The 26,488-nt window shown below is 70.3% G+C and carries 19 protein-coding genes and 2 pseudogenes; 19 read left to right on the forward strand and 2 right to left on the reverse strand.

What is annotated here, in order from left to right:
- Positions 1-38: 38 nt before the first annotated feature.
- The 19 genes and pseudogenes from ABH941_RS11210 to ABH941_RS11300 form a co-directional block, all read left to right on the forward strand.
- A pseudogene (locus ABH941_RS11210) lies at positions 39-143 on the forward strand (hypothetical protein); the annotation flags it as partial.
- A 77-nt stretch (positions 144-220) separates the two neighbouring features.
- Positions 221-310 (forward strand): annotated as a pseudogene (locus ABH941_RS11215) (hypothetical protein); the annotation flags it as partial.
- Entirely contained in the window at positions 307-1,173 is an 867-nt protein-coding gene (nuoE, locus tag ABH941_RS11220) for an NADH-quinone oxidoreductase subunit NuoE (protein ID WP_370128749.1), read from the forward strand. The pseudogene ABH941_RS11215 and the gene nuoE, both read left to right, overlap by 4 nt.
- On the forward strand, positions 1,170-2,546 hold the full coding sequence (nuoF, locus tag ABH941_RS11225; protein ID WP_370128750.1) for an NADH-quinone oxidoreductase subunit NuoF: 1,377 nt from the start codon (positions 1,170-1,172) through the stop codon (positions 2,544-2,546). The genes nuoE and nuoF overlap by 4 nt, the downstream gene beginning before the upstream one ends.
- The gene (locus tag ABH941_RS11230; RefSeq protein WP_370128751.1) at positions 2,543-5,026 is read left to right on the forward strand and encodes an NADH-quinone oxidoreductase subunit G; all 2,484 of its coding nucleotides are present in this window, start codon (positions 2,543-2,545) and stop codon (positions 5,024-5,026) included. The genes nuoF and ABH941_RS11230 overlap by 4 nt, the downstream gene beginning before the upstream one ends.
- A gap of 17 nt (positions 5,027-5,043) precedes the next feature.
- Complete coding sequence (gene nuoH, locus ABH941_RS11235) at positions 5,044-6,390, forward strand: NADH-quinone oxidoreductase subunit NuoH (RefSeq protein WP_370129049.1); 1,347 nt, start codon at positions 5,044-5,046, stop codon at positions 6,388-6,390.
- Positions 6,383-6,964 (forward strand): NADH-quinone oxidoreductase subunit NuoI, encoded by a 582-nt coding sequence (nuoI, locus tag ABH941_RS11240; RefSeq protein ID WP_370128752.1) that lies wholly within the window; start codon positions 6,383-6,385, stop codon positions 6,962-6,964. The genes nuoH and nuoI overlap by 8 nt, the downstream gene beginning before the upstream one ends.
- Complete coding sequence (locus ABH941_RS11245; RefSeq protein ID WP_370128753.1) at positions 6,961-7,875, forward strand: NADH-quinone oxidoreductase subunit J; 915 nt, start codon at positions 6,961-6,963, stop codon at positions 7,873-7,875. Before nuoI ends, ABH941_RS11245 begins: the two co-directional genes overlap by 4 nt.
- Positions 7,872-8,171 carry an NADH-quinone oxidoreductase subunit NuoK gene (gene nuoK, locus ABH941_RS11250; RefSeq protein WP_030261239.1) on the forward strand — a complete coding sequence of 100 codons (300 nt, stop codon included), beginning with the start codon at positions 7,872-7,874 and terminating at the stop codon, positions 8,169-8,171. The genes ABH941_RS11245 and nuoK overlap by 4 nt, the downstream gene beginning before the upstream one ends.
- A 19-nt stretch (positions 8,172-8,190) precedes the next feature.
- Positions 8,191-10,086 (forward strand): NADH-quinone oxidoreductase subunit L, encoded by a 1,896-nt coding sequence (nuoL, locus tag ABH941_RS11255; protein ID WP_370128754.1) that lies wholly within the window; start codon positions 8,191-8,193, stop codon positions 10,084-10,086.
- Positions 10,083-11,735 carry an NADH-quinone oxidoreductase subunit M gene (locus tag ABH941_RS11260; RefSeq protein WP_370128756.1) on the forward strand — a complete coding sequence of 551 codons (1,653 nt, stop codon included), beginning with the start codon at positions 10,083-10,085 and terminating at the stop codon, positions 11,733-11,735. The genes nuoL and ABH941_RS11260 overlap by 4 nt, the downstream gene beginning before the upstream one ends.
- On the forward strand, positions 11,732-13,387 hold the full coding sequence (nuoN, locus tag ABH941_RS11265; RefSeq protein WP_370128758.1) for an NADH-quinone oxidoreductase subunit NuoN: 1,656 nt from the start codon (positions 11,732-11,734) through the stop codon (positions 13,385-13,387). The genes ABH941_RS11260 and nuoN overlap by 4 nt, the downstream gene beginning before the upstream one ends.
- Positions 13,388-13,604: 217 nt before the next feature.
- Positions 13,605-14,630 carry a polyprenyl synthetase family protein gene (locus tag ABH941_RS11270; protein ID WP_370129050.1) on the forward strand — a complete coding sequence of 342 codons (1,026 nt, stop codon included), beginning with the start codon at positions 13,605-13,607 and terminating at the stop codon, positions 14,628-14,630.
- 173 nt (positions 14,631-14,803) lie between these two features.
- Positions 14,804-15,463, forward strand: coding sequence for a LuxR C-terminal-related transcriptional regulator (locus tag ABH941_RS11275; RefSeq protein ID WP_370129051.1), 660 nt, complete (start codon positions 14,804-14,806; stop codon positions 15,461-15,463).
- A 112-nt stretch (positions 15,464-15,575) separates the two neighbouring features.
- Positions 15,576-17,549, forward strand: coding sequence for a 2-oxoacid:acceptor oxidoreductase subunit alpha (locus ABH941_RS11280; protein ID WP_370128760.1), 1,974 nt, complete (start codon positions 15,576-15,578; stop codon positions 17,547-17,549).
- A gap of 62 nt (positions 17,550-17,611) precedes the next feature.
- Entirely contained in the window at positions 17,612-18,610 is a 999-nt protein-coding gene (locus ABH941_RS11285) for a 2-oxoacid:ferredoxin oxidoreductase subunit beta (protein ID WP_370129053.1), read from the forward strand.
- Positions 18,611-18,790: 180 nt separating this feature from the next.
- Positions 18,791-20,839: an APC family permease gene (locus ABH941_RS11290; RefSeq protein WP_370128761.1), complete on the forward strand. Its 2,049-nt coding sequence runs from the start codon at positions 18,791-18,793 to the stop codon at positions 20,837-20,839.
- A gap of 73 nt (positions 20,840-20,912) precedes the next feature.
- Entirely contained in the window at positions 20,913-21,923 is a 1,011-nt protein-coding gene (gene rarD / locus ABH941_RS11295) for an EamA family transporter RarD (protein ID WP_370128762.1), read from the forward strand.
- 117 nt (positions 21,924-22,040) lie between these two features.
- Positions 22,041-23,300 carry a glycosyltransferase 87 family protein gene (locus ABH941_RS11300; RefSeq protein WP_370128763.1) on the forward strand — a complete coding sequence of 420 codons (1,260 nt, stop codon included), beginning with the start codon at positions 22,041-22,043 and terminating at the stop codon, positions 23,298-23,300.
- A 32-nt stretch (positions 23,301-23,332) separates the two neighbouring features.
- Here ABH941_RS11300 and ABH941_RS11305 read toward each other — a convergent pair whose 3' ends face one another.
- The gene (locus tag ABH941_RS11305; RefSeq protein ID WP_370128765.1) at positions 23,333-24,649 is read right to left on the reverse strand and encodes an ABC transporter substrate-binding protein; all 1,317 of its coding nucleotides are present in this window, start codon (positions 24,647-24,649) and stop codon (positions 23,333-23,335) included.
- Between the two features lie 369 nt (positions 24,650-25,018).
- The gene (locus ABH941_RS11310) at positions 25,019-26,284 is read right to left on the reverse strand and encodes an outer membrane lipoprotein carrier protein LolA (protein ID WP_370128766.1); all 1,266 of its coding nucleotides are present in this window, start codon (positions 26,282-26,284) and stop codon (positions 25,019-25,021) included.
- Between the last annotated feature and the right edge of the window lie 204 nt (positions 26,285-26,488).

Below are 26,488 nucleotides of genomic sequence, written 5' to 3' on the forward strand. Positions count from 1 at the left end.
GTGGGGGTGCGGGGGGTCGCTCCCCGGGATGTTGGAGCACGAACCTGCAGTCGATGGCAGCGATGTGCGAGGGCGGGCAGGTCGCGGACGTCATCGTCGCCGTGGCCGGGATCGACCCCGTGATGGGAGGCGTGGACCGGTGAGCAGTCAGCTGACGGTACCGCTGCGTGGGGGTGCGGGGGGTCGCTCCCCGGGATGTTGGAGCACGAACCTGCAGTCGATGGCGGCGATGTGTGAGGGCGGGCAGGTCGCGGACGTCATCGTCGCCGTGGCCGGGATCGACCCCGTGATGGGAGGCGTGGACCGGTGACCACCACTGAGAACGAGGCGGGGTCCGGGCCAGGGCTGTCAGGGCCGACGCTGCTCGGGCTGCCCGAGTTGCCGGCTCCGGTCTTTCCGGCCGAGGTACGGGCGAAGCTGGACCCGGACGCGGCCGAGCTGATCTCCCGCTACCCGGACAGCCGCTCGGCGCTGCTGCCGCTGCTGCACCTGGTGCAGTCCGCCGAGGGATTCGTCAGCCGTACCGGGATCCGGTACTGCGCCGAGCAGTTGGGGCTGACCACGGCCGAGGTCACCGCAGTGGCGACCTTCTACACCATGTACCGGCGGCGCCCGGCCGGCGAGTACCACGTGGGCGTCTGTACCAACACGCTGTGCGCGGTCCTCGGCGGCGACGAGATCTTCGCCGAGCTGCAGCAGCACCTGGGCATCGGCAACAACGAGACGACCGGGGACGGCACGGTCTCGTTGGAGCACATCGAGTGCAACGCCGCCTGCGACTACGCGCCGGTGGTGATGGTCAACTGGGAGTTCTTCGACAACCAGACGCCGGAGAGCGCCAAGGAGCTGGTCGACCAGCTGCGGTCGGGCAACGGCGCCGAGGTGCGGCCGACCCGCGGCGCGCGGTTGTGCAGCTTCAAGGAGACCTCCCGCGTCCTGGCCGGCTTCCCCGACGCCCGCGAGGGCGCGGTGGACGAGTCCGGCGCCGGCGGCGCCCCGACCATGGCCGGCCTCCGGCTGGCCCGCGGCGAGACCCTGCCGGGCACCGCCGCCGCCACCCGGGTGGTCGCTCCGAGGCACGAGGACCCTCCGCACGACACCGCTGCCGACACCGCTGCCGACGCCGCCCCCGCGGACGCCGAACCCCGCGACGAGGAAGGGCCTGCAGAGTGACCGCCGAGCACCCGGAGAAGCTGCTCTCCCCGGTCCTGTCCGACAGCTGGGACGACGACCGCCCCTGGACGCTGGACACCTACCGACGGCACGACGGCTACAAGGGCCTGCACGAGGCCCTGCGGATGGACCCCGACGCCGTGATCGCGCTGGTCAAGGACGCCGGGCTGCGGGGGAGGGGCGGCGCCGGGTTCCCGACCGGGATGAAGTGGCAGTTCATCCCGCAGGGCGACGGCAAGCCGCACTACCTGGTGGTCAACGCGGACGAGTCCGAGCCGGGCACCTGCAAGGACATCCCGCTGCTGTTCGCCAACCCGCACGCGCTGATCGAAGGCATGATCATCGCGAGCTATGCGATCCGCTGCAGCCACGCCTTCATCTACCTGCGCGGCGAGACCGTGCCGGTGCTGCGGCGGCTGCACGCCGCCGTCGCCGAGGCGTACGCGGCCGGGTACCTCGGCAAGGACGTGCTGGGCTCCGGCTTCGACCTCGACATCACCGTGCACGCCGGGGCCGGCGCCTACATCTGCGGCGAGGAGACGGCGCTGCTGGACTCGCTGGAGGGCCGGCGCGGCCAGCCCCGGCTGCGGCCGCCGTTCCCGGCCATCGCCGGGCTCTACGCCTGCCCGACCGTGGTCAACAACGTCGAGTCGATCGCCTCGGTGCCCAGCATCCTGCACCGGGGCAAGGAGTGGTTCCGCTCGATGGGCAGCGAGAAGTCGCCCGGCTTCACGCTCTACTCGCTCTCCGGCCATGTCACCAACCCGGGGCAGTACGAAGCCCCGCTCGGGATCACACTCCGTCAGCTCCTGGACATCACCGGGGGAGTGAGGGAGGGGCACCGGCTGAAGTTCTGGACCCCGGGCGGCTCCTCCACCCCGATGTTCACCGAGGAGCACCTCGACGTCCCCCTCGACTACGAGGGCGTCGCCGCGGCCGGGTCGATGCTCGGCACCAAGGCGCTGCAGATCTTCGACGAGACCACCTGCGTGGTCCGCGCGGTCACCCGCTGGACCGAGTTCTACGCCCATGAGTCCTGCGGCAAGTGCACCCCCTGCCGCGAGGGGACGTACTGGCTGGTCCAGCTGCTGCGGCGGATCGAGGCCGGCAAGGGCGTCGAGGGCGATCTGGAGAAGCTGAACGACATCGCCGACAACATCAACGGCAAGTCCTTCTGCGCCCTCGGCGACGGTGCCGCCAGTCCGATCTTCTCCTCGCTGCAGTACTTCCGCGAGGAGTACGAGCAGCACCTCCGCGAGGGCCGCTGCCCGTTCGACCCGGCCGCCTCCACGGTCTGGGCCGACGACGCCCGCGGCCGGCGCGGCTACGTACCCACCCATCAGTCCGCCCAGGAGAAGGGGGTGCTCGCATGACGACCGTGGCCAACACCCCTGGGACTCCGGCGGCTCCACCACCCGAGGAGCTTCTGGCCGTCACCATCGACGGCATCCAGGTGCACGTGCCCAAGGGCACCCTCATCATCCGCGCCGCCGAGATGATCGGTGTGCAGGTCCCGCGCTTCTGCGACCACCCGCTGCTGGACCCGGTCGGGGCCTGCCGCCAGTGCATCGTCGAGGTCGAGGGCCAGCGCAAGCCGGTCGCCTCCTGCACCATGACGGTGACCGACGGCATGGTCGTCAGCACCCAGGTCACCTCGCCGGTCGCCGAGAAGGCGCAGCACGGCGTGATGGAGCTGCTGCTGATCAACCACCCGCTGGACTGCCCGGTCTGCGACAAGGGCGGTGAGTGCCCGCTGCAGAACCAGGCACTGTCGCACGGCCAGTCCGACAGCCGCTTCGAGGGCGTCAAGCGCACCTATGAGAAGCCGATCCCGATCAGCACCCAGGTGCTGCTGGACCGCGAGCGCTGCGTGCTGTGCGCCCGCTGCACCCGGTTCAGCGAGCAGATCGCCGGCGACCCCTTCATTGACCTGCTGGAGCGCGGGGCGCTGGAGCAGGTGGGCATCGGGGAGGGCGACGACTTCCGCTCCTACTTCTCCGGCAACACCATCCAGATCTGCCCGGTGGGCGCGCTGACCTCGGCCGCCTACCGGTTCCGCTCGCGCCCCTTCGACCTGGTGTCCTCGCCGAGCGTGTGCGAGCACTGCTCGTCCGGCTGCGCGATCCGCACCGACCACCGGCGCGGCAAGGTGATGCGCCGACTGGCCGGGGACGACCCGGCGGTGAACGAGGAGTGGTCCTGCGACAAGGGCCGCTTCGGCTTCCGCTACGGGCAGTCGCGGGAGCGGCTGACCACCCCGCTGGTGCGGGGCGCGGGCGGCGAGCTGGAGCCGGCCAGTTGGCCGGAGGCACTGCGGGCGGCGGCGGCCGGGCTGGTGCGGGGCCGTACCGGGGTGCTGGTCGGCGGCAGGTCCACGATCGAGGACGCCTACGCCTACGCCAAGTTCGCGCGGGCGGTGCTGGGAACCAACGACGTCGACTTCCGGTCGCGGATCCACACTGCGGAGGAGGCCGACTTCCTGGCCGCCGTGGTGGCCGGCCGCGGCATCGACGTGGACGGCGGCGGGGTGACCTACCAGCAGCTGGAGGCCGCTCCGGCGGCGCTGCTGGTCGGCTTCGAACCGGAGGAGGAGTCGCCGATCGTCTTCCTGCGGCTGCGCAAGGCCGCCAGGACCAAGGGACTCAAGGTCTTCAGCGTTGCCGCCCATGCCACCCGCGGGCTCACCAAGCTGGGCGGGGCGCTGCTCCCGGCCGCGCCCGGCACCGAGGCCGAGTGGCTGGAGGCGCTGGCCGAGGGGGACCCGCTGGACGGGGACGCGGGCCGCGCCGCCGAACTGCTGCAGCAGCCCGGCGCGGTGCTGCTGGTCGGCGAGCGGCTGGCGGGGACGCCGGGCGCGCTGAGCGCGGCCGTCCGGCTGGCCCGGGCCTCGGGCGCGCGACTGGCCTGGATCCCGCGCCGCGCGGGCGAGCGGGGTGCGGTCGAGGCGGGCGCGCTGCCCGGCCTGCTGCCCGGCGGACGTCCCGCCACCGACCCCGACGCCCGCCGGCAGATCGCCGCGGCCTGGGCCCTGGACGGACTGCCCGAGCGCTTCGGCCGCGACACCGCCGGCATCCTCACCGCAGCCGCCGACGGCGACCTGGACGCCCTGGTCGTCGGCGGGGTCGAGACTACCGACCTGCCCGATCCGGCCGCCGCCGAGGAGGCCCTGTCCAGGGCCGGCTTCGTGGTCAGTCTGGAGCTGCGGCCCTCCGCCGTCACCGAGCACGCCGATGTGGTGTTCCCGGTCGCGGCGGTCGCCGAGAAGGCCGGGGCGTTCATGGACTGGGAGGGTCGGATCAGGTTCTTCGAGCCGGCTCTGAAGGCCGATCAGATGATGACCCGTCATCTGACCTCGGACCTGCGGGTGCTGCACATGATCGCCGACGCGATGGGTGACAGCCTGCGGCTGCCGGACATCACCGCTGCCCGCCGCGAGCTCGACGGGCTCGGCGCCTGGCACGGCGACCGGGTCGACGCCCCGGCCGAGCTCGCCCGTCCGCTGCCCCGTCCGAGCGCCGGCGAGGCCGTGCTCGGCGGCTGGCGGCTGCTGCTGGACAACGGCGCGCTCCAGGAGGGCGACACCGCCCTCGCCGGAACCCGTCACCCCGCCGTCGCCCGGCTCTCGCCCGCCACCGCGGCCGAGGTCGGCATCGCCGACGGCGCCCCGCTCAGCGTCACCGGACCGGCCGGGAGCCTCACTCTGCCGCTGCTGATCACTCCCGAACTGCCCGACCGGGTGGTCTGGATCCCGCTCAACTCCACCCCCGGTGGCTCCTTCCGCACCCTCGGAGCGACCCCCGGCCGGGTGGTCGGGCTCGCGCAGGCCCCTGCCGTCACGGAGGCGAACCGATGAGCACGCCCGCACTCCACATGGCAGCCAGTCAGCTGGCCGCCGAGGACCTCACCGTCTTCGGGGTCGACCCCTGGTGGCTGGTCGTCGTCAAGGCCGTCTTCTGCTTCGCCTTCCTGCTCGTCACGGTGCTCGTCGCCATCGTGTGGGAGCGCAAGGTCGTCGCCTGGATGCAGCTGCGGATCGGCCCCAACCGGCACGGCCCCTGGGGCATGCTGCAGAGCCTCGCCGACGGCGTGAAGCTGGCCCTCAAGGAGGACCTGGTCGTCACCGCCTCCGACAAGGTGGTGTTCATCCTCGCCCCGGTGATCTCCGCCATCCCGGCCTTCCTGGCCGTCGCGGTGATCCCGTTCGGCCCGGCCGACCACGAGATCAGCATCTTCGGCACCAGGACCACGATGCAGCTCACCGACCTCCCGGTGGCGATGCTCTACATCCTCGCCGCGGCCTCCGTCGGGATCTACGGCATCGTGCTGGCCGGCTGGGCCTCGGGCTCGACCTACCCGCTGCTCGGCGGGGTGCGCTCGGCGGCGCAGATGGTGTCCTACGAGATCGCGATGGGCCTGTCCTTCGCGGCGGTGTTCATCTACTCGGGCTCGATGTCCACCTCGGCCATCGTCGACGCGCAGACCCACACCTGGTTCGTCTGCCTGCTGCCGGTGAGCTTCGTCATCTACGTCATCTCGATGGTCGGCGAGACCAACCGGGCCCCCTTCGACCTCCCCGAGGCCGAGGGCGAGCTGGTGGGCGGCTTCAACACCGAGTACTCCTCGCTGAAGTTCGCGATGTTCATGCTGGCCGAGTACATCAACATGGTCACCGTCTCCGCTGTCGCCTCCGTCCTGTTCCTGGGCGGCTGGCGGGCCCCCTGGCCGATCAGCAGCTTCTGGGCCGGAGCCAACCACGGCTGGTGGCCGCTGCTGTGGATGATCATCAAGATCCAGCTGCTGCTGTTCTTCTTCATCTGGCTCCGCGGCACCCTGCCCCGGCTGCGCTACGACCAGTTCATGAAGCTGGGGTGGAAGGTCCTCATCCCGGTGTCGCTGGTGTGGCTGGTCATGGTCGCCACCTTCCGGGCGCTGCGGAACAAGGGCTACAGCTTCGGCACCGACGTGCTGTACGTGGGCGGGGCCGTGGTGGTCCTGCTGCTGCTCTCCATCGTCTGGGACATGGTCCGCAAGCGGGAGGAGCCTGCGGCGGCGGCAGCAGGAGAACAGCCCGCGTTCGACCCGATGGCCGGCGGCTTCCCGGTTCCGCCGCTGCCCGGGCAGCAGCTTCCCCCCGTACCGCGCCGCAGGTCGCGGACGCCCGAATCCGTAGCAGCACAGTCCGTTGCAGCACTGAAGGGAGCGGACGAGGATGCCTGACAACATCTTGGGCCCCGCAGCCGGCTTCGGCGTGACCTTCTCGGCCATGTTCAAGAAGCGGCTCACCGAGCAGTACCCGGAGTACAAGAAGCCCACCGCACCGCGCTTCCACGGCCGCCACCAGCTCAACCGGCATCCGGACGGGCTGGAGAAGTGCATCGGCTGCGAGCTGTGCGCCTGGGCCTGCCCGGCGGACGCGATCTACGTCGAGGGCGCGGACAACACCGAGGAGGAGCGCTACTCCCCGGGTGAGCGCTACGGACGCGTCTACCAGATCAACTACGCCCGCTGCATCCTCTGCGGACTGTGCATCGAGGCCTGCCCGACCCGGGCGCTGACGATGACCAACGAGTACGAGCTGGCGGACAGCAGCCGCGAGTCGCTGATCTTCACCAAGGAGCAGCTGCTGGTCGGCCTCACCGAGGGCATGGTCGACTCACCGCACTCGATCTTCCCGGGCACCGACGAGGGCGACTACTACCGCGGGCTGGTCACCGAGGCCGCTCCCGGGACGGTCCGTCAGGTCGCCGTCAGCAAGGGCGAGCAGCCCACGGAGGAAGGTGCGTCGGCGTGATCGACCTCGCCACCCCCCTCACCGGGGCCGCGTCCACCGGGGAGGCCGTCCAGTTCTGGGTCCTCGCGGTGATCGCGGTCGCCGGGGCGCTGGGCATGGTGCTCTGCCGCAAGGCGGTGCACTCGGCGCTCTGCCTCGCCGCGACGATGATCTCGCTGGCCGTCTGCTACATGGCCGAGGGCGCGGTCTTCCTGGGCGTCGTCCAGATCGTCGTCTACACCGGCGCGATCATGATGCTGTTCCTCTTTGTGGTGATGCTGGTCGGGGTCTCCGCCGAGGACGAGATCTTTAACCGAAGCGCCGTGAAGGACGCGTTGAAGGGCCAGCGGATCGCGGCCGTCGTCGCCGGGCTCGGCTTCGGCGTGCTGCTGATCGCCGGTATCGCCAACGCCAGGCTGCGGACCTTTACCGGGGTCGGCGCCGCCAACGCCAAGGCCGGCGGCAACGTCCAGGGCCTGGCCGCGCTGATCTTCACCAAGTACGTCTGGGCCTTCGAGGTCACCGGCGCGCTGCTGATCACCGCCGCCATCGGCGCCATGGTGCTGACGCACCGTGAGCACACCGAGGAGAAGCAGTCGCAGCGCGACCTGGCCGAGCGCCGGGTCCGGCTGGGCACCCAGGTCACCCCGCTGCCGGCCCCCGGCGTCTACGCCCGCCACAACGCGGTGGACGTCCCGGGCCTGCTGCCGGACGGCACGCCGTCCGAGCTCACCGTCAACCCGACGCTGCGGGCCCGCGGCCAGATGCGCGACGTCAGCGGCGACCTGCTGGACCGGATGGGCGAGCTGGAGGCGAGCACCGCAGGGTGGCTCAGCCGCCGGACCCCCAAGCCCCGGCACGGCACCGAGCTGGCGAAGGCGCCGGCTGCTCCGTCGGCACCGGCACCGACCGCAGAGGAGTCGCAGGAATGAACCCCGTCAACTACCTCTACCTGGCGGCGCTGCTGTTCACCATCGGCGCCACCGGCGTCCTGGTCCGGCGCAACGCGATCGTGCTCTTCATGTGCGTCGAGCTGATGCTGAACGCCTCCAACCTGGCCCTGGTCACCTTCTCCCGGCTGCACGGCAACCTGGACGGGCAGATCATCGCCTTCTTCACCATGGTGGTCGCCGCGGCCGAGGTCGTCGTCGGTCTCGCGATCATCGTGAGTGTCTTCCGCACCCGTCACTCGGCCTCGGTCGACGACACCAACCTCATGAAGCTGTAGCGGCGGAGGCTGACTGACCGTGGACAATCTCATCCCCGTACTGGTTGGGCTGCCCCTGGCCGGAGCCACCGTGCTCCTGCTGGGCGGTCGCCGCCTGGACCGCTTCGGCCACTGGCTCGGCGTCCTGGCCTCCACCGCCTCCTTCGGCGTGGGGCTCGCCCTCTTCTTCGACATGCTGAGCCGTTCGACCGCCCAGCGCCCGGCCTTCGACCACCTGTTCACCTGGGTGCCGGTCGAGGGGTTCCAGGCCCAGGTCGGCTTCCAACTCGACCAGCTCTCGGTCGTGTTCGTGCTGCTGATCACCGGCGTCGGCTCGCTGATCCATCTCTACTCGGTCGGCTACATGGCGCACGACGAGCGCCGCCGCCGCTTCTTCGGCTATCTCAACCTCTTCCTGGCGGCCATGCTGCTGCTGGTCCTCGCCGACAACTACCTGCTGCTGTACGTCGGCTGGGAGGGCGTGGGCCTGGCCTCGTACCTGCTGATCGGCTTCTGGCAGCACAAGCCCAGCGCGGCCACCGCCGCCAAGAAGGCGTTCCTGGTCAACCGGGTGGGCGACATCGGCCTCTCGGTCGCCATCATGCTGATGTTCAGCACCTTTGGGACCTTCGCCTTCGGCCCGGTCTTCGGGGCGGCCCACACCGCCTCGCAGGGGACGCTGACCGGCATCGGCCTGATGCTGCTCCTGGCGGCCTGCGGCAAGTCGGCCCAGGTGCCGCTGCAGTCCTGGCTCGGCGACGCGATGGAGGGCCCGACCCCGGTCTCGGCCCTGATCCACGCCGCGACCATGGTCACCGCCGGCGTCTACCTGATCACCCGCTCCAGCGCCATCTTCAACCTCGCCCCGACCGCGCAGCTGGCGACGGTGTGCGTGGGCGCGGTGACGCTGCTGTTCGGTGCCATCGTCGGTTGCGCCAAGGACGACATCAAGAAGGCCCTGGCCGGTTCGACGATGTCGCAGATCGGCTACATGGTGATGGCGGCCGGGCTCGGCCCGATCGGCTATGTCTTCGCGATCATGCACCTGGTCACCCACGGCTTCTTCAAGGCCGGGCTGTTCCTCGGCGCCGGCTCGGTGATGCACGGCATGAACGACGAGGTCGACATGCGCAAGTACGGCGGTCTGCGCAAGCACATGCCGCTGACCTTCGTGACCTTCGGCCTCGGCTACCTCGCCATCATCGGATTCCCGGGCCTGTCCGGCTACTTCTCCAAGGACAAGATCATCGAGGCGGCCTTCGCCCACGGCGGCGGCGAGGGCTGGATCCTCGGCTGCGCCGCCCTGGTCGGCGCTGCGGTCACCGCGTTCTACATGACCCGGGTGATGCTGATGACCTTCTTCGGCCAGAAGCGCTGGGTCCCGGACGCCGAGGGCCACGAGCCGCACCCGCACGAGTCGCCGAAGACCATGGGCATCCCCATGGTGGTGCTGGCCTTCGGCTCGGTCTTCGCCGGCGGCCTGTTCGCCTGGAACAGCTCCTTCGTGAAGTGGCTGACCCCGGTCACCGGCCACGACGAGGGCCACTCCCCGCTGAGCAGCTGGACCGTCACCGGTGTCACCTTCGCCGTGATCGCCCTCGGCGTCCTGGTCTCCTGGCTGATGTACGGACGGCAGCCGGTCCCGGCCACCGCCCCGGTCGGCTCGCTGCTCACCCGGGCGGCCCGCCGCGACCTGCTGCAGGACGACTTCAACCATGTCGTGCTGGTCGGCGGCGGCACGCACCTGACCCGCTTCCTGGTCTACCTGGACGCCAAGGGCTTCGACGGCGTGGTCAACGGCATCGCCGCCGCCGTGGGCGGCACCTCGGGCCGGATGCGCAAGCTGCAGAACGGCTACGTCCGCTCCTACGCGCTGTCGATGTTCGGCGGTGCGCTGGTGCTGGTCGCCACCACTCTCCTGATGAGGGCCGCATGAGTTCCTTTCCTCTCCTCACGGTCGCCGCCGCGCTGCCGGCGGTCGGCGCGGTCCTCACCGCCGCGCTGCCCGCCGCCACCTCGGCCAAGCGACGGGACGTCAACAAGGCTCTGCCGCTGGGGGTCTCGCTCCTCACGCTGGTGCTGGCGGCCGTGGTCGCGATCCGTTTCAAGCCCGGCGGCGCCCGCTACCAGATGACCGAGTTCCACTCCTGGATCTCGGACTTCGGCATCGGCTACAGCGTCGGCGTGGACGGCATCGCCGTGGTGCTCATCCTCCTGACCGCCGTCCTCGTGCCCGTCGTCATGCTCGCCTCCTGGCACGACGCCGACCCGGTCGCCAATGACGCCGGCACCTTCGAGCGCAACCGCCGCACCCAGGGCTTCTTTGCCCTGATCCTGGCGGTCGAGGCGATGGTGGTGCTCTCCTTCGAGGCCACCGACGTCTTCCTGTTCTACGTGTTCTTCGAAGCCATGCTGATCCCGATGTACTTCCTCATCGGCGGCTTCGGCGACCGCACCGTGGGGGAGGACGCCCGCCAGCGCTCCTACGCCGCCGTCAAGTTCCTGCTCTACAACCTCCTCGGCGGCCTGATCATGCTGGCCGCCGTGATCGGGCTGTACGTCATCACCGCCAAGCAGGGCATCGGCACCGACGGCCGCGGCACCTTCGACCTGAGCACCATCACCCAGGCGCTGGCCTCCGGGAAGCTGCACTTCTCCCCGGTCGCCGAGAAGGCGCTGTTCCTGGGCTTCATGTTCGCCTTCGCGGTGAAGGCCCCGCTGTGGCCGCTGCACACCTGGCTGCCCAACGCCATGGGCGAGGCCACCCCCGGCGTCGCCGTGCTGATCACCGCGGTGGTCGACAAGGTCGGCACCTACGCGATGCTGCGCTTCTGCCTCCAGCTCTTCCCGGACGCCTCCAAGACCTTCGGGCCGGCGATCCTGGTGCTCTCGCTGATCGGGATCATCTACGGGGCGCTGCTCGCGGTGGGGCAGAAGGACATCAAGCGCCTGATCGCCTACGCCTCGATCTCGCACTTCGGCTTCATCATCATGGGCATCTTCGCGATGACCAGCCAGGGCCAGTCCGGGGCGACCCTCTACATGGTCAACCACGGCATCTCCACCGCCGCCCTGCTGCTGGTCGCGGGCTTCCTGATGTCCCGTCGGGGCAGCAGGCTGATCGCCGACTACGGCGGCGTCCAGAAGGTCGCCCCGGTGCTCGCCGGGACGTTCATGATCGGCGGGCTGGCCACCCTGTCGCTGCCCGGCCTCGCGCCGTTCGTCAGCGAGTTCCTGGTCCTGGTCGGCACCTTCACCCGCTACCCGGCCATCGGGATCATCGCCACCCTCGGCATCGTCCTGGCCGCGCTGTACGTGCTGGTGCTCTACCAGCGCACCATGACCGGACCGGTCAAGCCCGAGGTCGCCGGCTTCCGCGATCTGCACGCCCGCGAGCTGGTCGTGGTCACCCCGCTGATCGCGCTGCTGCTGGTCCTCGGCGTCTACCCCAGGCCGATCGCCGACATCGTCAACCCGGCGGTGCGGGACACCATGTCGGACGTTCACCGCACCGACCCCGCGCCCGCGCACCCGATCACGGCTGCTCAGGTGGCAGCCGCCAACAGCCAGGGAGGTGGCCAGTGAGCGCGCCCATCGCCGTCCACAGCCTGTGGACAGTGGCCGCGTCGTCCACGACGCAGACCATCCCGACGCCGCACATCGAGTACGGCCAGCTGTCGCCGATGCTGGTGGTCTTCGGCGCGGCGGCGCTCGGCATCCTCGCCGAGGCGTTCCTGCCCCGCCGCAACCGCTACTGGGCCCAGGTCGGCATCGCCCTGGCCGGGCTGATCGGCGCCTTCGTCGCCATCGTGGTGCTGGCCGCCAAGGGCTACGCCGGCACCAACGCGCACCTCGCCGCGATGGGCGCGGTGGCCGTCGACGGACCGTCACTGTTCCTGCAGGGCACCATCGCCCTGGTCGCCATCGTCGCCGTGCTGGGCTTCGCCGAACGCCACCTGGAGCCCAGGAGCTCCACCGGGGCGCCGGTCGACGCCTTCGCACCGCAGGCGGCGACCGTCCCCGGCAGCGATGCGGAGAAGTCCGCCGCCCGCTCCGGCTTCGCCACCACCGAGGTCTTCCCGCTCACCCTGTTCGCCGTCGGCGGGATGCTGCTCTTCCCGGCCGCCAGCGACCTGCTGACCATGTTCGTGGCGCTGGAGGTCTTCTCCCTCCCGCTGTACCTGCTGTGCGCCCTGGCCCGGCGCCGGCGGCTGCTGTCGCAGGAGGCCGCGGTCAAGTACTTCCTGCTCGGCGCCTTCTCCTCGGCCTTCTTCCTGTTCGGCCTGGCGCTGATCTACGGCTATGCGGGCACCGTCTCGCTCGGCGGCATCGCCGCCGTCGTCTCCGGCACGGCCACGCCGACCCCGGCCCTGGCCAACACCACCGCCAATGACGCGCTGCTGCTGATCGGTCTGGCCATGCTGGGCGTCGGCCTGCTGTTCAAGGTCGGCGCGGTCCCCTTCCACGCCTGGACCCCGGACGTCTACCAGGGCGCCCCCACACCGGTCACCGGCTTCATGGCGGCCGCCACCAAGGTCGCCGCCTTCGGCGCGCTGCTGCGGCTGCTCTACGCGGCCTTCCCGGGGGTCACCTGGGACTGGCGTCCGGTGCTGTGGGGTGTGGCGATCCTCACCATGGCGGTCGGCGCGATCATCGCGGTCACCCAGACCGATGTGAAGCGGCTGCTCGCCTACTCCTCGATCGCCCACGCGGGGTTCATCCTCACCGGCGTGATCGCCATGAACAAGGCGGGCGTGTCCGCGGTGCTGTTCTACCTGGGCGCGTACTCCTTCGTGACCCTCGGCGCCTTCGCGGTGGTCACCCTGGTCCGCGACGCCGGCGGCGAGGCCACCCACCTCTCCCGCTGGGCCGGTCTCGGACGTCGCTCGCCGCTGGTGGCGGCCACCTTCGCGCTGTTTCTGCTCGCCTTCGCCGGCATCCCGCTGACCAGCGGCTTCGCCGGAAAGTTCGCCGTCTTCCAGGCGGCGGCGAGCAGCGGGGCGACCCCGCTGGTGATCGTCGGTGTGCTCTCCTCGGCGGTCGCGGCGTTCTTCTACATCCGGGTGATCGTGCTGATGTTCTTCTCCGACCCCAGGCCGGACGGGCCCACGGTCGCCGTCCCCAGCGCCTTCACGGCGACCGCAATCGCCCTCGGCGTCCTGGTCACCCTCGGGCTGGGGATCCTGCCCCAGTACTTCCTCCATCTGGCCGACCAGGCCTCTGTCTTCGTCCGCTGACATCGACGACGCGCCTCCCGGCCGGGCCCTCCGCACCCTGCGGAGGAGCCCGGCCCGGGCACGTGCCCGGGCTCTCGCTCGTTGATCCGAGCGGCGGCCAGGCACAGAGATCCTCTTCGGACCGGATACGCTGCACACCATGGGCGCGGCGGGCTCGGTGGAGACGTCGTGTGACGAGAATCGACATATGGACCGACCAGCGACAGGAGAGTTCCCGGTGACCGTCGTGGGGCCCTTCGGGCTGAGCGTGCATAACCAGGCACTGGAAGCAGACGTCCAGATCGGACTTGCCGCCGTCGAGCAGGCGCTCGCCGAGGCCACCAAGAGCGACGTGCCGTTCATCACAGTCACCGCCCAGCACCTCAAGGAGGCCGGCGGCAAGCGCCTCCGTCCGCTGCTGGTGCTGCTCGCCGCGCAGTTCGGCGACCCCAACGCACCCGGCGTGGTCCCCTCCGCCGTCGTGGTGGAGCTGACCCACCTGGCCACCCTCTACCACGACGACGTCATGGACGAGGCCGTCATGCGGCGCGGCACCCCCAGCGCCAATGCCCGCTGGGACAACTCGGTCGCCATCCTCACCGGCGACTTCCTGTTCTCCCGCGCCTCCAAGATCCTCGCCGACCTCGGCCCCCAGGCGGTTCGGGTCCAGGCCGACGCGTTCGAGCGACTGGTCACCGGCCAGATCCTGGAGACCGCCGGGCCCCGGCCGGAGGACGACCCGGTCCAGCACTACCTGGACGTCATCTCCGGCAAGACCGGCTCGCTGATCGCCGTCTCCGGCCACCTGGGCGCGCTGATGGCCGGCGCGGACGAGTCCGTGGTGAACGTGGTCACCCAGTACGGGGAGCGCATCGGCACCGCGTTCCAGATCGCCGACGACGTGCTGGACATCGCCAGCGACAGCCACGAGTCCGGCAAAACCCCCGGCACGGACCTGCGCGAGGGTGTCCCGACCCTCCCCGAACTGCTGCTGCGGGCCTCCGCCCCGGACCCCTCGGTCCCCGGCGATGTGCGGCTGCGCGAGCTGCTGGACGCGGGCTTCCCCGCGGACGACCCGGCCGCGGACGAGCGCCATGCGGAGGCCCTCGCCCTCTTCCGCGCCCACCCCGCGCTCGCTCGGGCCCGCGAGGATACGCTCCGCTACTCGGAAGAGGCCCGTGCGTTGCTGGCTCCGCTGCCGGACTGCCCCGCGAAGTCGGCCCTGGAGGGGCTCTGCGACGTGGTCGCGCTGCGTACGATGTGACGTCGGGTGCGGCTCTGTGCATGGCTGGGGTTCGCGCAGTTCCCCGCGCCCCTAGCTGATTGCAAGCGGGCCAGTTGCACAAGTTAGGGGCGCGGGGAACTGCGCGAACCCCAGCCCGGCACCTCCCGCACCCGCTCGACAGACCAGAGCCCAAAACGGGGGAGTGCGCTGTGGTGCGTGTGGTGATCGCCGAGGATTCGGTTCTGCTGCGGGAGGGCCTGACCAGGCTCCTCGCGGACCGGGGGCTGGAGGTCGTCGGTGGGGTTGGCGACGGTGAGGAGCTGCTCGCGCTGATCGACAGCCTCGCGGCGGCGGGCGCCCTGCCGGACGTCGTGGTCGCCGACGTGCGGATGCCGCCGACCCACACCGACGAGGGCGTCAGGGCCTGCGTGGAACTGCGCAAGCGGCACCCCAAGGTGGGCACGCTGGTGCTGTCGCAGTACGTCGAGGAGCGGTACGCCTCGGAGCTGCTGGCCAGTTCCACCCGCGGGGTGGGCTATCTGCTCAAGGACCGGGTGGCGGACGTCCGGGAGTTCACCGAGGCGGTGGTGCGGGTCGCCGAGGGCGGGACCGCGCTGGACCCGGAGGTGGTGGCGCAGCTCCTCGGCCGCAGCCGCAGGCACGACGTGCTGGACGCGCTGACCCCGCGTGAGCGCGAAGTCCTGGGGCTGATGGCGGAGGGACGGACCAACAGCGCCATCGCCAAGCAGCTGGTGGTGTCGGACGGCGCGGTGGAGAAGCACGTCAGCAACATCTTCATGAAGCTCGGTCTGACCCAGAGTTCGGACGACCACCGAAGGGTGCTGGCGGTGCTCACGCATCTCAGTTCCTAAACCTCCGGTCGGTATCTCCTGCGACACATCTGACTGATAGTCAGATAACCTAGTGGCAAGGTCAGAGGCCATGTTGTCGGCTTGCCGCACAGCGGTCGGCGACCGGCATAGGATGCCAAGCAGGGCACCGGTCCTACGGTGCCGGGCGTCTAGGGAGGCCAGTCCGGTGACCAGTCAGGTCGAGGTTTCGGAGTCCACGGAAGACGAGCCACTGCCGGTGCCCCCGCAGGGCGAGGGCAAGCGGGTGACCAAGCTCGACCGGGTGGTGATCCGCTTCGCGGGGGACTCCGGCGACGGTATGCAGCTCACCGGCGACCGTTTCACCACGGAGACCGCCGGCTTCGGCAACGACCTGTCCACGCTGCCCAACTTCCCCGCCGAGATCCGCGCCCCCGCAGGGACCCTGCCCGGGGTCTCCAGCTTCCAGCTGCACTTCGCCGACCACGACATCCTCACCCCCGGCGACGCCCCGCACGTGCTGGTGGCGATGAACCCGGCCGCGCTCAAGGCCAACCTGGGCGACGTCCCGCGCGGCGCGGAGATCATCGTCAACACCGACGAGTTCACCAAGCGGGCCCTGGCCAAGGTCGGCTACGCGGCCGACCCGCTCGGCGACGGCGCGCTGGACGCCTACTCGGTGCACCCGGTCCCGCTGACCACGCTCACCGTCGAGGCGCTCAAGGACAGCGGCCTGGCCCGCAAGGACGCCGAGCGGGCCAAGAACATGTTCGCTCTCGGCCTGCTCAGCTGGATGTACCACCGGCCCACCGAAGGCACCGAGCGCTTCCTGCGGGTGAAGTTCGCCAACAAGCCGGACATCGCCGAGGCCAATGTCACCGCCTTCCGGGCCGGCTGGAACTACGGCGAGACCACCGAGGACTTCGCGGTCTCCTACGAGGTCGCCCCCGCCACCGCCGCCTTCCCCCCGGGCCGCTACCGCAACATCTCCGGCAACCTGGCGCTGGCCTACGGGCTGGTGGCCGCGTCCGAGCAGTCCGGGCTGCCGCTGTTCCTGGGCTCGTACCCGATCACCCCGGCCAGCGACATCCTGCACGAGCTGAGCAAGCACAAGAACTTCGGTGTGCGCACCTTCCAGGCCGAGGACGAGATCGCCGGCATCGGCGCCGCCCTCGGCGCGGCCTTCGGCGGCTCGCTGGGGGTGACCACGACCTCGGGGCCCGGGGTGGCGCTGAAGTCCGAGACGATCGGTCTGGCGGTGTCGCTGGAACTGCCGCTGCTGGTCATCGACATCCAGCGCGGCGGCCCCTCCACCGGCCTGCCGACCAAGACCGAGCAGGCCGACCTGCTGCAGGCCATGTACGGGCGCAACGGCGAGGCCCCGGTGCCGATCGTCGCGCCCGCGACCGCCGCGGACTGCTTCACCGCCGCGCTGGAGGCCGCGCGGATCGCGCTGACCTACCGCACCCCGGTGTTCCTGCTCTCCGACGGCTACCTGGCCAACGGCTCCGAGCCCTGGCGCATCCCCGAGCCCGACGAGCTCCCGGACCTGCGCGTCCCGTTCGCCACCGAGCCCAACCGCCCGGACGGCAGCTTCTGGCCCTATCTGCGCGACCCGGAGACCCTGGCCCGCCCCTGGGCCGTCCCCGGCACCCCGGGCCTGGAGCACCGGGTCGGCGGCATCGAGAAGCAGGACGGCACCGGGAACATCTCCTACGACCCGGCCAACCACGACCACATGGTCCGGATCCGGCAGGCCAAGATCGACGGAATCGCCGTCCCGGACCTGGCCGTTGACGACCCTTCGGGCGAAGCTGGGCTGCTGGTGCTCGGCTGGGGCTCCACCTACGGCCCGATCGCCGCCGCGGTGCGCCGGGTCAGGGCGTCCGGCGGTCAGGTCGCCCAGGCGCATCTGCGCCACCTCAACCCCTTCCCGGCCAACCTCGGCGAGGTCCTGGCCCGGTACGACCGGGTCCTCGTCCCGGAGATGAACCTGGGGCAGCTCGCGCATCTGCTGCGCGCCAAGTACCTGGTCGACGCCCAGTCGTTCACCCAGGTCACCGGGCTCCCGTTCAAGGCCGAGCAGCTCGCCGACGCACTCACCGCCCAGCTGGAGGTCCAGTCGTGAGCACCGAAACGCACGCCTTTCCCTCGCTGAGCCTGATTCCCAAGGCCGCCGCCCCGCAGAGCATGAAGGACTTCAAGTCCGACCAGGAGGTGCGCTGGTGCCCCGGCTGCGGGGACTACGCCATCCTGGCCGCCGTGCAGTCGTTCCTGCCCGAGCTCGGCCTGGCACGGGAGAACATCGTCTTCGTCTCCGGCATCGGCTGCTCCTCCCGCTTCCCGTACTACCTCAACACCTATGGGATGCACTCCATCCACGGCCGCGCCCCGGCCATCGCCACCGGGCTGGCGGCCTCCCGCCCCGACCTGTCGGTCTGGGTGGTCACCGGCGACGGCGACGCGCTGTCGATCGGCGGCAACCACCTGATCCACGCCCTGCGGCGCAACGTCAACCTCAAGATCCTGCTGTTCAACAACCGGATCTACGGGCTGACCAAGGGTCAGTACAGCCCCACCAGCGAGGTCGGGAAGATCACCAAGTCGACCCCGATGGGCTCCCTGGACGCGCCCTTCAACCCGCTGTCGCTGGCCGTCGGCGCCGAGGCCAGCTTCGTCGCCCGCACCATCGACTCCGACCGCAAGCACCTGCAGTCGGTGCTGCGCGCCGCCGCCGAGCACCAGGGCACCGCGCTGGTGGAGATCTACCAGAACTGCAACATCTTCAACGACGGCGCCTTCGACGCCCTGAAGGAGCCGGCCACCCGGGACGAGGCGCTGATCCGGCTGGAGCACGGGCAGCCGATCCGTTTCGGCGCCGACCACGGCCAGGGCGTCTTCCGAGACCCGGCCACCGGCGACCTCACCACCGCGGCCGTGACCCCGGACAACGCCGACCAGGTGCTGGTCCACGACGCCCACGCGGCCAGCCCCACCACCGCCTTCGCCCTGACCCGCCTCGCCGCCCAGGACACCCTGCACAACACCCCTATCGGCGTGCTCCGCAGCATCCGGCGCCCGGTCTACGACAACCAGATGCAGACCCAGCTCGACCAGGCCGTCGCCCAGCGCGGCCGCGGCGACCTGGGCAGGCTCCTCACCGGAACCGACACCTGGACGGTCGACTGAGGACCCTGCGATCAGCGCGGCGACGATACCCCCGACACCGTCGGGGGTATCTCGCGTTAGAGAGTCGCTAAGATCCGCGACGATTCCTCAGCGGTGGGTACTTTTGCCCTGTTTGTCCGTTTGCCCAGGGGTAAGCATGTCAGCGGACACCAGCAGCACTCTCCGATCGGAACCCCGCCCATGGACAGCCGCACCAGTGTGAGCAGCACCGCACCCGCACCCGCGGACGGGCCGCAGCCCGTGACGGTGCTACCGCCGGTACTGCCGGAGAGCCTCGGCTACCGGGTGAAGAAACGATTGCTCGGGCAGCCCCTGGTCACCGAGCAGCTGAGCCACGAGAAGCTGTCCAACCCGGTCGCCCTCGGCGTCCTCGCCTCGGACTGCATATCGTCCTCGGCGTACGGCTCCGAGGCCATGCTCACCATCCTGATCCCGGTGATCGGCGTCGCCGCCTTCACCCTGCTCCTGCCGGTGACGCTGGCCATCCTCTGCGTGCTGACCCTGCTCACGCTCTCCTACCGCGACGTGGTCATGGCCTACACCCGGGCCGGCGGCTCCTACGTGGTGGCCCGGGAGAACTTCGGCCCCAATGTCGCCCAGATCGCGGCCGTGGCGCTGCTGATCGACTACATCGTCACGGTGGCCGTGCAGACCGCCGCCGGCACCACCGCGCTGCTGTCCCTGGTGCACCTGCTCGGCGGGGACGCCTACAACTGGGTCGACAACTACCAGTTGCTGATCTCGGTCTGCATCGTGCTGCTGCTCTGCTGGGGCAATCTGCGCGGCATCCGGGAGGCGGGAAAGGCGTTCGCGCTGCCGGCCTACCTCTTCATGGCCGGGATGGCGCTGCTGTTCGTGGTGGCCGGCATCCGGCTGCTCTCCGGCGACCTGCCCAAGGCGGACGTACACGCGAGCGGGGCGCTCAGCCTCGGCCTGGACGGCAACCACAGCAGCCTGCTGATGGGCGCCTCGGTCTTCCTGGTGCTCAAGGCCTTCGCCAACGGAGGCACCTCGCTGACGGGGCTGGAGGCGATCTCCAACGGCGTCAGCGCGTTCCGCAACCCGCAGGGGCCGAACGCCCGCAAGACCCTGGTGATGATGTCGCTCACGCTGGGCATCCTGGTCCTCGGCGTCTCCGGCCTGGCCTACCTGACCCACTCCATCCCGTTCGGCAGCGGCAACCCCAGCGTGCTGTCCCAGGAGGCCGACCTGGTCTTCGGCAGCTCCTGGATCGGCCAGGCCGCCCTGGTCTTCCTGCAGCTGGCGACCGCGCTGATCCTCTACACCGGCGCCAACACCTCCTTCAACGGCTTCCCCTTCCTGGCCAGCTTCGTCGCCGAGGACTCCTTCCTGCCCCGCCAGCTCACCCGCCGCGGCCACCGGCTGGCGTTCTCGTCCGGCATCCTGACCCTCACCGGCGTCTCGCTGGCGCTGCTGATCGGTACCGACGCCAAGCTGGACAAGCTGCTGGGCCTGTACGCGATCGGCGTCTTCACCGGGTTCTTCATGGCCGGCACCGGTCTGGTGAAGCACCACTGGACCCGTCGCGAGCGGGGCCGTACCGCCAAGCTGATCGTCAACGCGCTGGCCGCGGCCGCGTCCATCTCCATCGTCGCGATCTTCGCGATCACCAAGTTCACCGAGGGCGCCTGGATGGTGGTCGTGCTCTTCCCGATCGGCGTGTTCTCGCTGATCCGGGTGAACCGCCGCTACCGCGAGGAGGCCGAGGCCCTGGCCACCGCCCCCGCCGACACCACCGCCCCGCGCTACCGCCGCCAGCTGATGTACATCCTGGTGGACCGGGTCGACCTGGCCGCGCTGAAGGCCATCGCCTACGCCCGCTCGCTGCGCCCGCAGGAGATCCGGGCCATCCACTTCATGATCGACAGCCGGGAGGCGGAGAAGCTGACCGCCCAGTGGGCCGACGCCGAGGTCGGCGACCTGCCGCTGGAGATCGTGCAGTGCCCGGACCGCCGGATCACCCGGGCGCTGCTGGAGCTGATCACGCGTAACACGGCCGACCGGAAGAGCCAGATCACCCTGCTCATCCCGGAGCGCAACTACTCCCCGATCCTCGGCCGGCTGCTGCACCGCCGGACCGCCGACCACATCGCCCGCGCGGTGGGCAAGCTGCCCAACGTGGTGGCGACGATCGTCCCCTTCGACGTCGTCCTGCCGGAGCACCCGAGCCGGGCCGACACGGAGGTCGACAGCACCATCACCGTCTAACGGACATGACAGCCCACCCCTCCGCCCTCTACCTTCCTGAGAAGGGACGAGCGGTCGGAAGGGGCGGGTCGGTATGGGCGAGCAGCGGCGCGGGTTCTGGTTCGGGGTGGTGGCCTACGGGCTGTGGGGGCTGTTCCCGCTGTACTGGCCGCTGCTGAAGCCCAGCGGAGCGCTGGAGATCCTGGCCAACCGGATGGTGTGGTCGCTGGCGGCGGTGGTCGGGATCCTGCTGTTCCAGCGGCTCAGGAGGTGCGGCGCGAAGCGCCTCGGTCAAGGGCGGGGGCGGGAGACGGGCGGGTGGATAGTTCCGCTGCTGCGGCAGCCGCGACGGCTGCTGATGATCGGCTCGGCGGCGGCGCTGGTGTCGGTGAACTGGGGCGTCTACATCTGGGCCGTCAACAGCGACCATGTCGTCGAGACCTCGCTCGGATACTTCATCAACCCGCTGGTCACCATCGCCTTCGGGGTGCTGCTGCTGAAGGAGCGGCTGCGCCCGGTGCAGTGGGTCGCGGTCGGCACCGGCGGCCTCGCCGTGGTCGTACTGACGGTCGGTTACGGGCGGCTGCCCTGGATCGCCCTGGTGCTGGCGTTCAGCTTCGGCAGCTACGGGCTGATCAAGAAGAAGGTCGGGCTCGGCGGCCTGGAGAGCCTGGCCGGTGAGACGGCGTTCCAGTTCCTGCCCGCGCTCGGATTCCTGGTCTACCTCGCGGTCAGCGGCAGCGGCACCCTGGGCCGGACCGTGCCCGGCTCCTACGGCTGGGGCCACAGCGCGCTGCTGGTCCTCTGCGGGCTGGTCACCGCGCTGCCCCTGCTGGCGTTCGGCGCGGCGGCGGTACGGGTCCCGCTGACCACGCTGGGACTGCTGCAGTACTTGGCCCCGGTGTTCCAGTTCGCGATCGGCATCACCGTCTTCCACGAGCGGATGCCGCCGGCCCGCTGGGCCGGCTTCGCGCTGGTCTGGGTCGCCCTCGCGCTGCTCACCGCGGACGCGTTGCGCGACCGCAAGGGCGTCGCGGCTGCCGACACCCCGCTCGGGCCCGTCGTCACGGGTGTGGCGGAGCCCTCTCTTGAGACGCATGGGTGATCTGAGGCACATGGGTAATTCCGAACTCCGGGCAAGGCGTGGCACAGATCGGGACGGAACGCTCGTTCCTACGGTCGCGGGGGCGACCGGTGCCGCCTTGCCCGTCGAAGGAGTTCCGTGGTCAGCAGCGCACTCCGCACGGCGGAGAAGCAGCACCTACCGGCCGCAGTCGAGCCGGTGGAACGGCCGTCGGCACCCTGGTACCGGATGGACCGCTGGCCGTCGCGGCTGCTCGCGCCGGTCGGCTTCTGGTTCTGCACCCGGCTGATCTTCGTGGCGATGACCGTCGCCAACAGGTTCGGCCGGGACTTCGAGACCTACCGGCTCTACCCGGTGTGGGCGGCGGAGCTGGCCAAGGGGCACTTCCCGGTCCACGACGTGATGTGGCAGTACCCGCCGGTGGCGGGGCTGATCTTCCTCGCCCCCAAGGCGCTGCCCTTCCTCGGCTACGCCGACGCCTTCACCCTGCTGATCGTGGTCTGCGACGCGCTGGTGACGGGCCTGCTGCTGGCCTCGTCGCGCCGTCAGGACCGGAGCACCCACGGCGCCTGGCTCTGGGTGCTGGGACTGCCGCTGATGCTGCAGGTCCCGTATGTGCGCTTCGACGTCGTGGTCACGGCGCTCGCGGTGGCCTCGGTACTGGCGGTGAACCGCGCGCCGGTCACCAGCGGGGTGCTGGCCGGGCTGGGCGTCCTGGTCAAGGCCTGGCCGGTGATCGCGCTCGTCGGCGCGCCCAGGGGGCGGACCGCCCGCCGCTCCTGGCTCTCCGCAGTGGTCACCGTGGGGGCGGCGCTGGCGGCGACGGCCTCCGTCTTCAGCGGCGCCCTGGGCTTCCTGGGCGCGCAGGGCGCCCGGGGCATCGAGGTCGAGTCCGTGCCGGGGAGCCTGCTGCTGCTGGCCGAGCACTTCGGCTACGGCGGACACGCCCGCTACAGGTACGGGTCGATGCAGTTCAGCGGCGCCTATACGCACACCCTGGCCGAGCTGGCGATCGGATGCACCGTCATCGGCTTCGGCTGGCTGCTGTGGTGGCGGATGCGGACCAGGGTGTGGCGGCCGGCCACGGCGGCCGACGCGATGATGACGGCGATCCTGATCTTCGTGACGACCAGCAGGGTGATCAGCCCCCAGTACCTGATCTGGCTGCTCGGCGCGGGAGCGGCCTGCCTGGTCTTCCAGGGCACCTCGCAGCGTCCGGTCGCGTACGCGATGCTCCCGCTGACGGCGCTGACCACCGTCGTCTACCCGATGGCGTGGACTCCGCTGCTGAAGCTGGAGATCGCTCCGCTGTCGGTGCTGCTGCTCCGCAACGCGGCCCTGGTGGCCCTCACCCTCTGGTCGGCGGTCCGGCTCTGGCGCTCCTCCGCACTCCGGTAGGAGGGTGGAGGAGCGCTCGGTCGGACCGTCCGTCAGACCTGGTACTTCGCCGCCGCCGCGACCAGGGCGTTCTGCAGCGTCTGCGGGCTGCCGTCCTTGAGGTAGCCGATCACCGCGTCGTCGATGGCCGTGTTCCACGCGGCCGAGGCGACCGCTCCGTGGGTGAGCGAGCCCGCGATGGTGTCCTTCTGCCACTCCCCCAGCGACCACTGCAGGTAGGGGTCGAACAGGTCGCGCTCGTCCGCGCTGACCGTCGACCGGGGCGGGATCGCCCCCTTGACGGAGGTGAAGTCGTCCTGCCCGATCTGGCTGCCGCAGGTGGTCAGCCAGGCGATCGAGGCATCCCGGTCCTTGGCGCCCACCGGCAGGGTGAAGCAGTCCGCAGCGAAGAGGAAGGTCCCCTGGGTGCCGGGGACCGGTGCCCAGGTGTAGTCGATGCCGCCGGTGAGCTTGAGCGTCACCTCGAAGTTGGCCTCGGTCCAGTCGCCCATGATCTGGTAGGCGGCCGCGCCGCTGCCGACCAGTGAGCTGACCTGGTCCCAGCTGGCGTACTGGCTGCTGGTGCCGGGGGCGTAGCCCATGATCTCATGGAAGGTGCCGAGCGCGGTGCTGACCTTGGCCGAGCTCCAGTTGCCGCCCTTCTTCCACAGGGCACCCCAGTCGTCGGCCTTGAGGGTGCTGAGCAGCACCGTCTCCATGATGTGCTTGACCTGCCAGTCCTGGCCCGGGTCCCGGGAGACGGCCAGCGGGATCTTCCCGTGGGCCTTGACCTTGGCCAGGTTGCCGATGAACTCGGTCATGTTCTTGGGGTCGGTGCTGATGCCGAGGCTTTTGCAGAGCGCGATGTTGGACCAGAGCACGTTGATGTGGTGGATGTCCACCGGCACCGAGTAGTACTTGCCGTCCCGCTGGATCAGCTTCAGCACCTGCGGGTTGAACTGCTTGTCCCAGCCCTGCTGCTGGTACAGGAAGGTGAGGTCCTCCACCTGCCCGGCCGTGATGTAGTCGCCGACCATCGCGCCGGCCTGGGCCTGGAAGGTGTCCGGGGGGTTCTTGGCGGCCAGCCGCTTGGCCAGCTCCGCCTTGGCGTTGGCGCCGGCGCCACCGGTGACGGCGCGGTTCTGGAAGTTGACGTGCGGGTTGTTCTGGGAGAACACCGCGACGAGGGCACTGAGCGCATCCTTCTCACCACCCGCGGTCCACCACGAGAACACTTCGAGTTCGGTGGGTGCGCCGTTGGCGCCTGCGGTGGTCTTGGTGCCCGAGCTGCATGCGGAGAGCAGCCCGGTGCCTGCGGCTGCTCCGGCGACCCCGGAGGCGGCAAGGAAGGTACGGCGGCTCATGGCCATGTGTGGATGACTCCTGTCGTGCCCGTGATCGTGCGGTGCCGCCGTTGCACACGGGCGCCACAGGTTCCCCGTGCCGCCGCTCGGTCAGGAACTGAGGGAGGGGGATCCACACGACCCGGCACAGATTACCTTCACACGTTCAGATGAATAGGCATCATCTGACAGTCCGGCAAGGCCGTGCGTCAAGTCAAGAATCGCTCAGCGAGACGGATTCCGGGCACATTTCGGATACATTCGACTGCCAAAATGACACCACTGCGGGTGGTGTGCTAGTGGAGTGAGGGGCGCCCGACTTTGGGCGCCCCTCCTGATTCCCCTGTGTAGCAAAGGGGTTCCGCTGTGCTACCGGGCTTGTGCCCGGCGATTCCGCTACTTCGCGGCCTGCTCCAGCAGGGCGGGGGTGACCGCGCCGGCGTAGACCGTGCCCTTGTCGGTGACCAGGACATTGATGAGCTTGGTGGAGATCAGCGTGCCGCCGGGAACCTGCTTCCCGAAGGTCTTGATCGCGCTCAACTGCCCCGCCGTACCGGACTTGCCGCTCGCAGCGGCGCTGCTGGTGGCAGCGTCGAACCGGTAGATCGTGCTCCAACCGGTGCCGATCGTATTGACGTTGTGATCGTTCGTGCCGCCGTTCGCCGTGACGACCTTCGAGTCCTTCGCTCCGCCCTTTTCGGTAACCGTGCCGTGACCGGCCGCAGCCGTACCACCGCTGCTCTGCTGCTGGACCACCTTGGTCCCGCTCGGCGGGGTGAAGTCGAAGGTGCTCGCCGCCGGAGTGGCGAACGACACAGTGCTGAACCAGATCTTGAGGATCGGGTCGCTGCCGTCCGCCGGGTTCACCTGCACCTGCAGCGGCAGCCCGTTGGCGGCGTCCACCGAGATCAGGACCTCGCCGATGGTCGAGCCCGTGCCCTTCGGCTTCACACTGAGCTTGTACACCGACTGGTCGGCGACCTTGGCGGTGCCGGCCACCGACACCGTGGTGGAGGAACCGAGCGCGGCCAGCGCCTGAGTGGCCGCCTGCTGCGGGTCGGTCAGCCCCCGGTCCTGGGTGGCGGCGGCGCCGGCCTGCAGGCCGGTGACATGGGTCGCGGACTTGCTCTGCGCGTCGTAGGCCCAGGCCGAACTGCCGTTGTGGACCAGGGTGAAGGCTGTCCCCGAGTCGCTGGAGGAGACCCGCTGCCGGTCCCGGCCGTCCGCGGCCACCTGGAAGGTGTGCGTTCCGCCGGAGACCAGCGCGACCAGCTCCTTCTCCGCCAGCTGGGCCTGCGAGGCCTGGCCGGTGCTGCCGCCCGAACCCGCCACGGCGGACGGGATCGCCGCGGCGATCTGCGAGGGGATGCCCAGGTCCACCGTCGCCTGGACGCTGCCCGAGAAGGTCTGCGCCTTGCTCGCCAGTACCTTGGCGAGCAGCTGCTGCGCGGTGATCGACGGCAGGTCCTGGCTTGCGGCGAGCGCCGGTACGGCAGCCACCCCCGCCACCGCGACCACCGCGATCGCGGCCGGGACCAGCACCCTGCGCCGACCCTTGCCGCGCGGGGACCCACCCTCGGCGGTCACCGCGCCGGGCAGGTCCTGTCCCGCTCCGGGCGCGGGGATGCGCACGGGGCTGTTCTCGTTCTCGTCGTTCGTCATGGTGCCGTTTCCCTCCGTCTGCGCGGCCGGCCGCACCGCTCCCCTCGACGGCCCGTGCCCTTGCTACCCATTAGACGCCTACCCGGTTCCCGGCGGATCGCTCGCGCGGGGGAACTCGGGTCCGCCTGGCGGAGCAGCCGACCCTGAGACCGTCTCAGGGTTCCCCGGCATGCCTCCCGGTTAGGGTTCACTCAGGTTGAACCG

The organism is Streptacidiphilus sp. EB103A, assembly GCF_041261405.1.
GTDB lineage: Bacteria > Actinomycetota > Actinomycetes > Streptomycetales > Streptomycetaceae > Streptacidiphilus.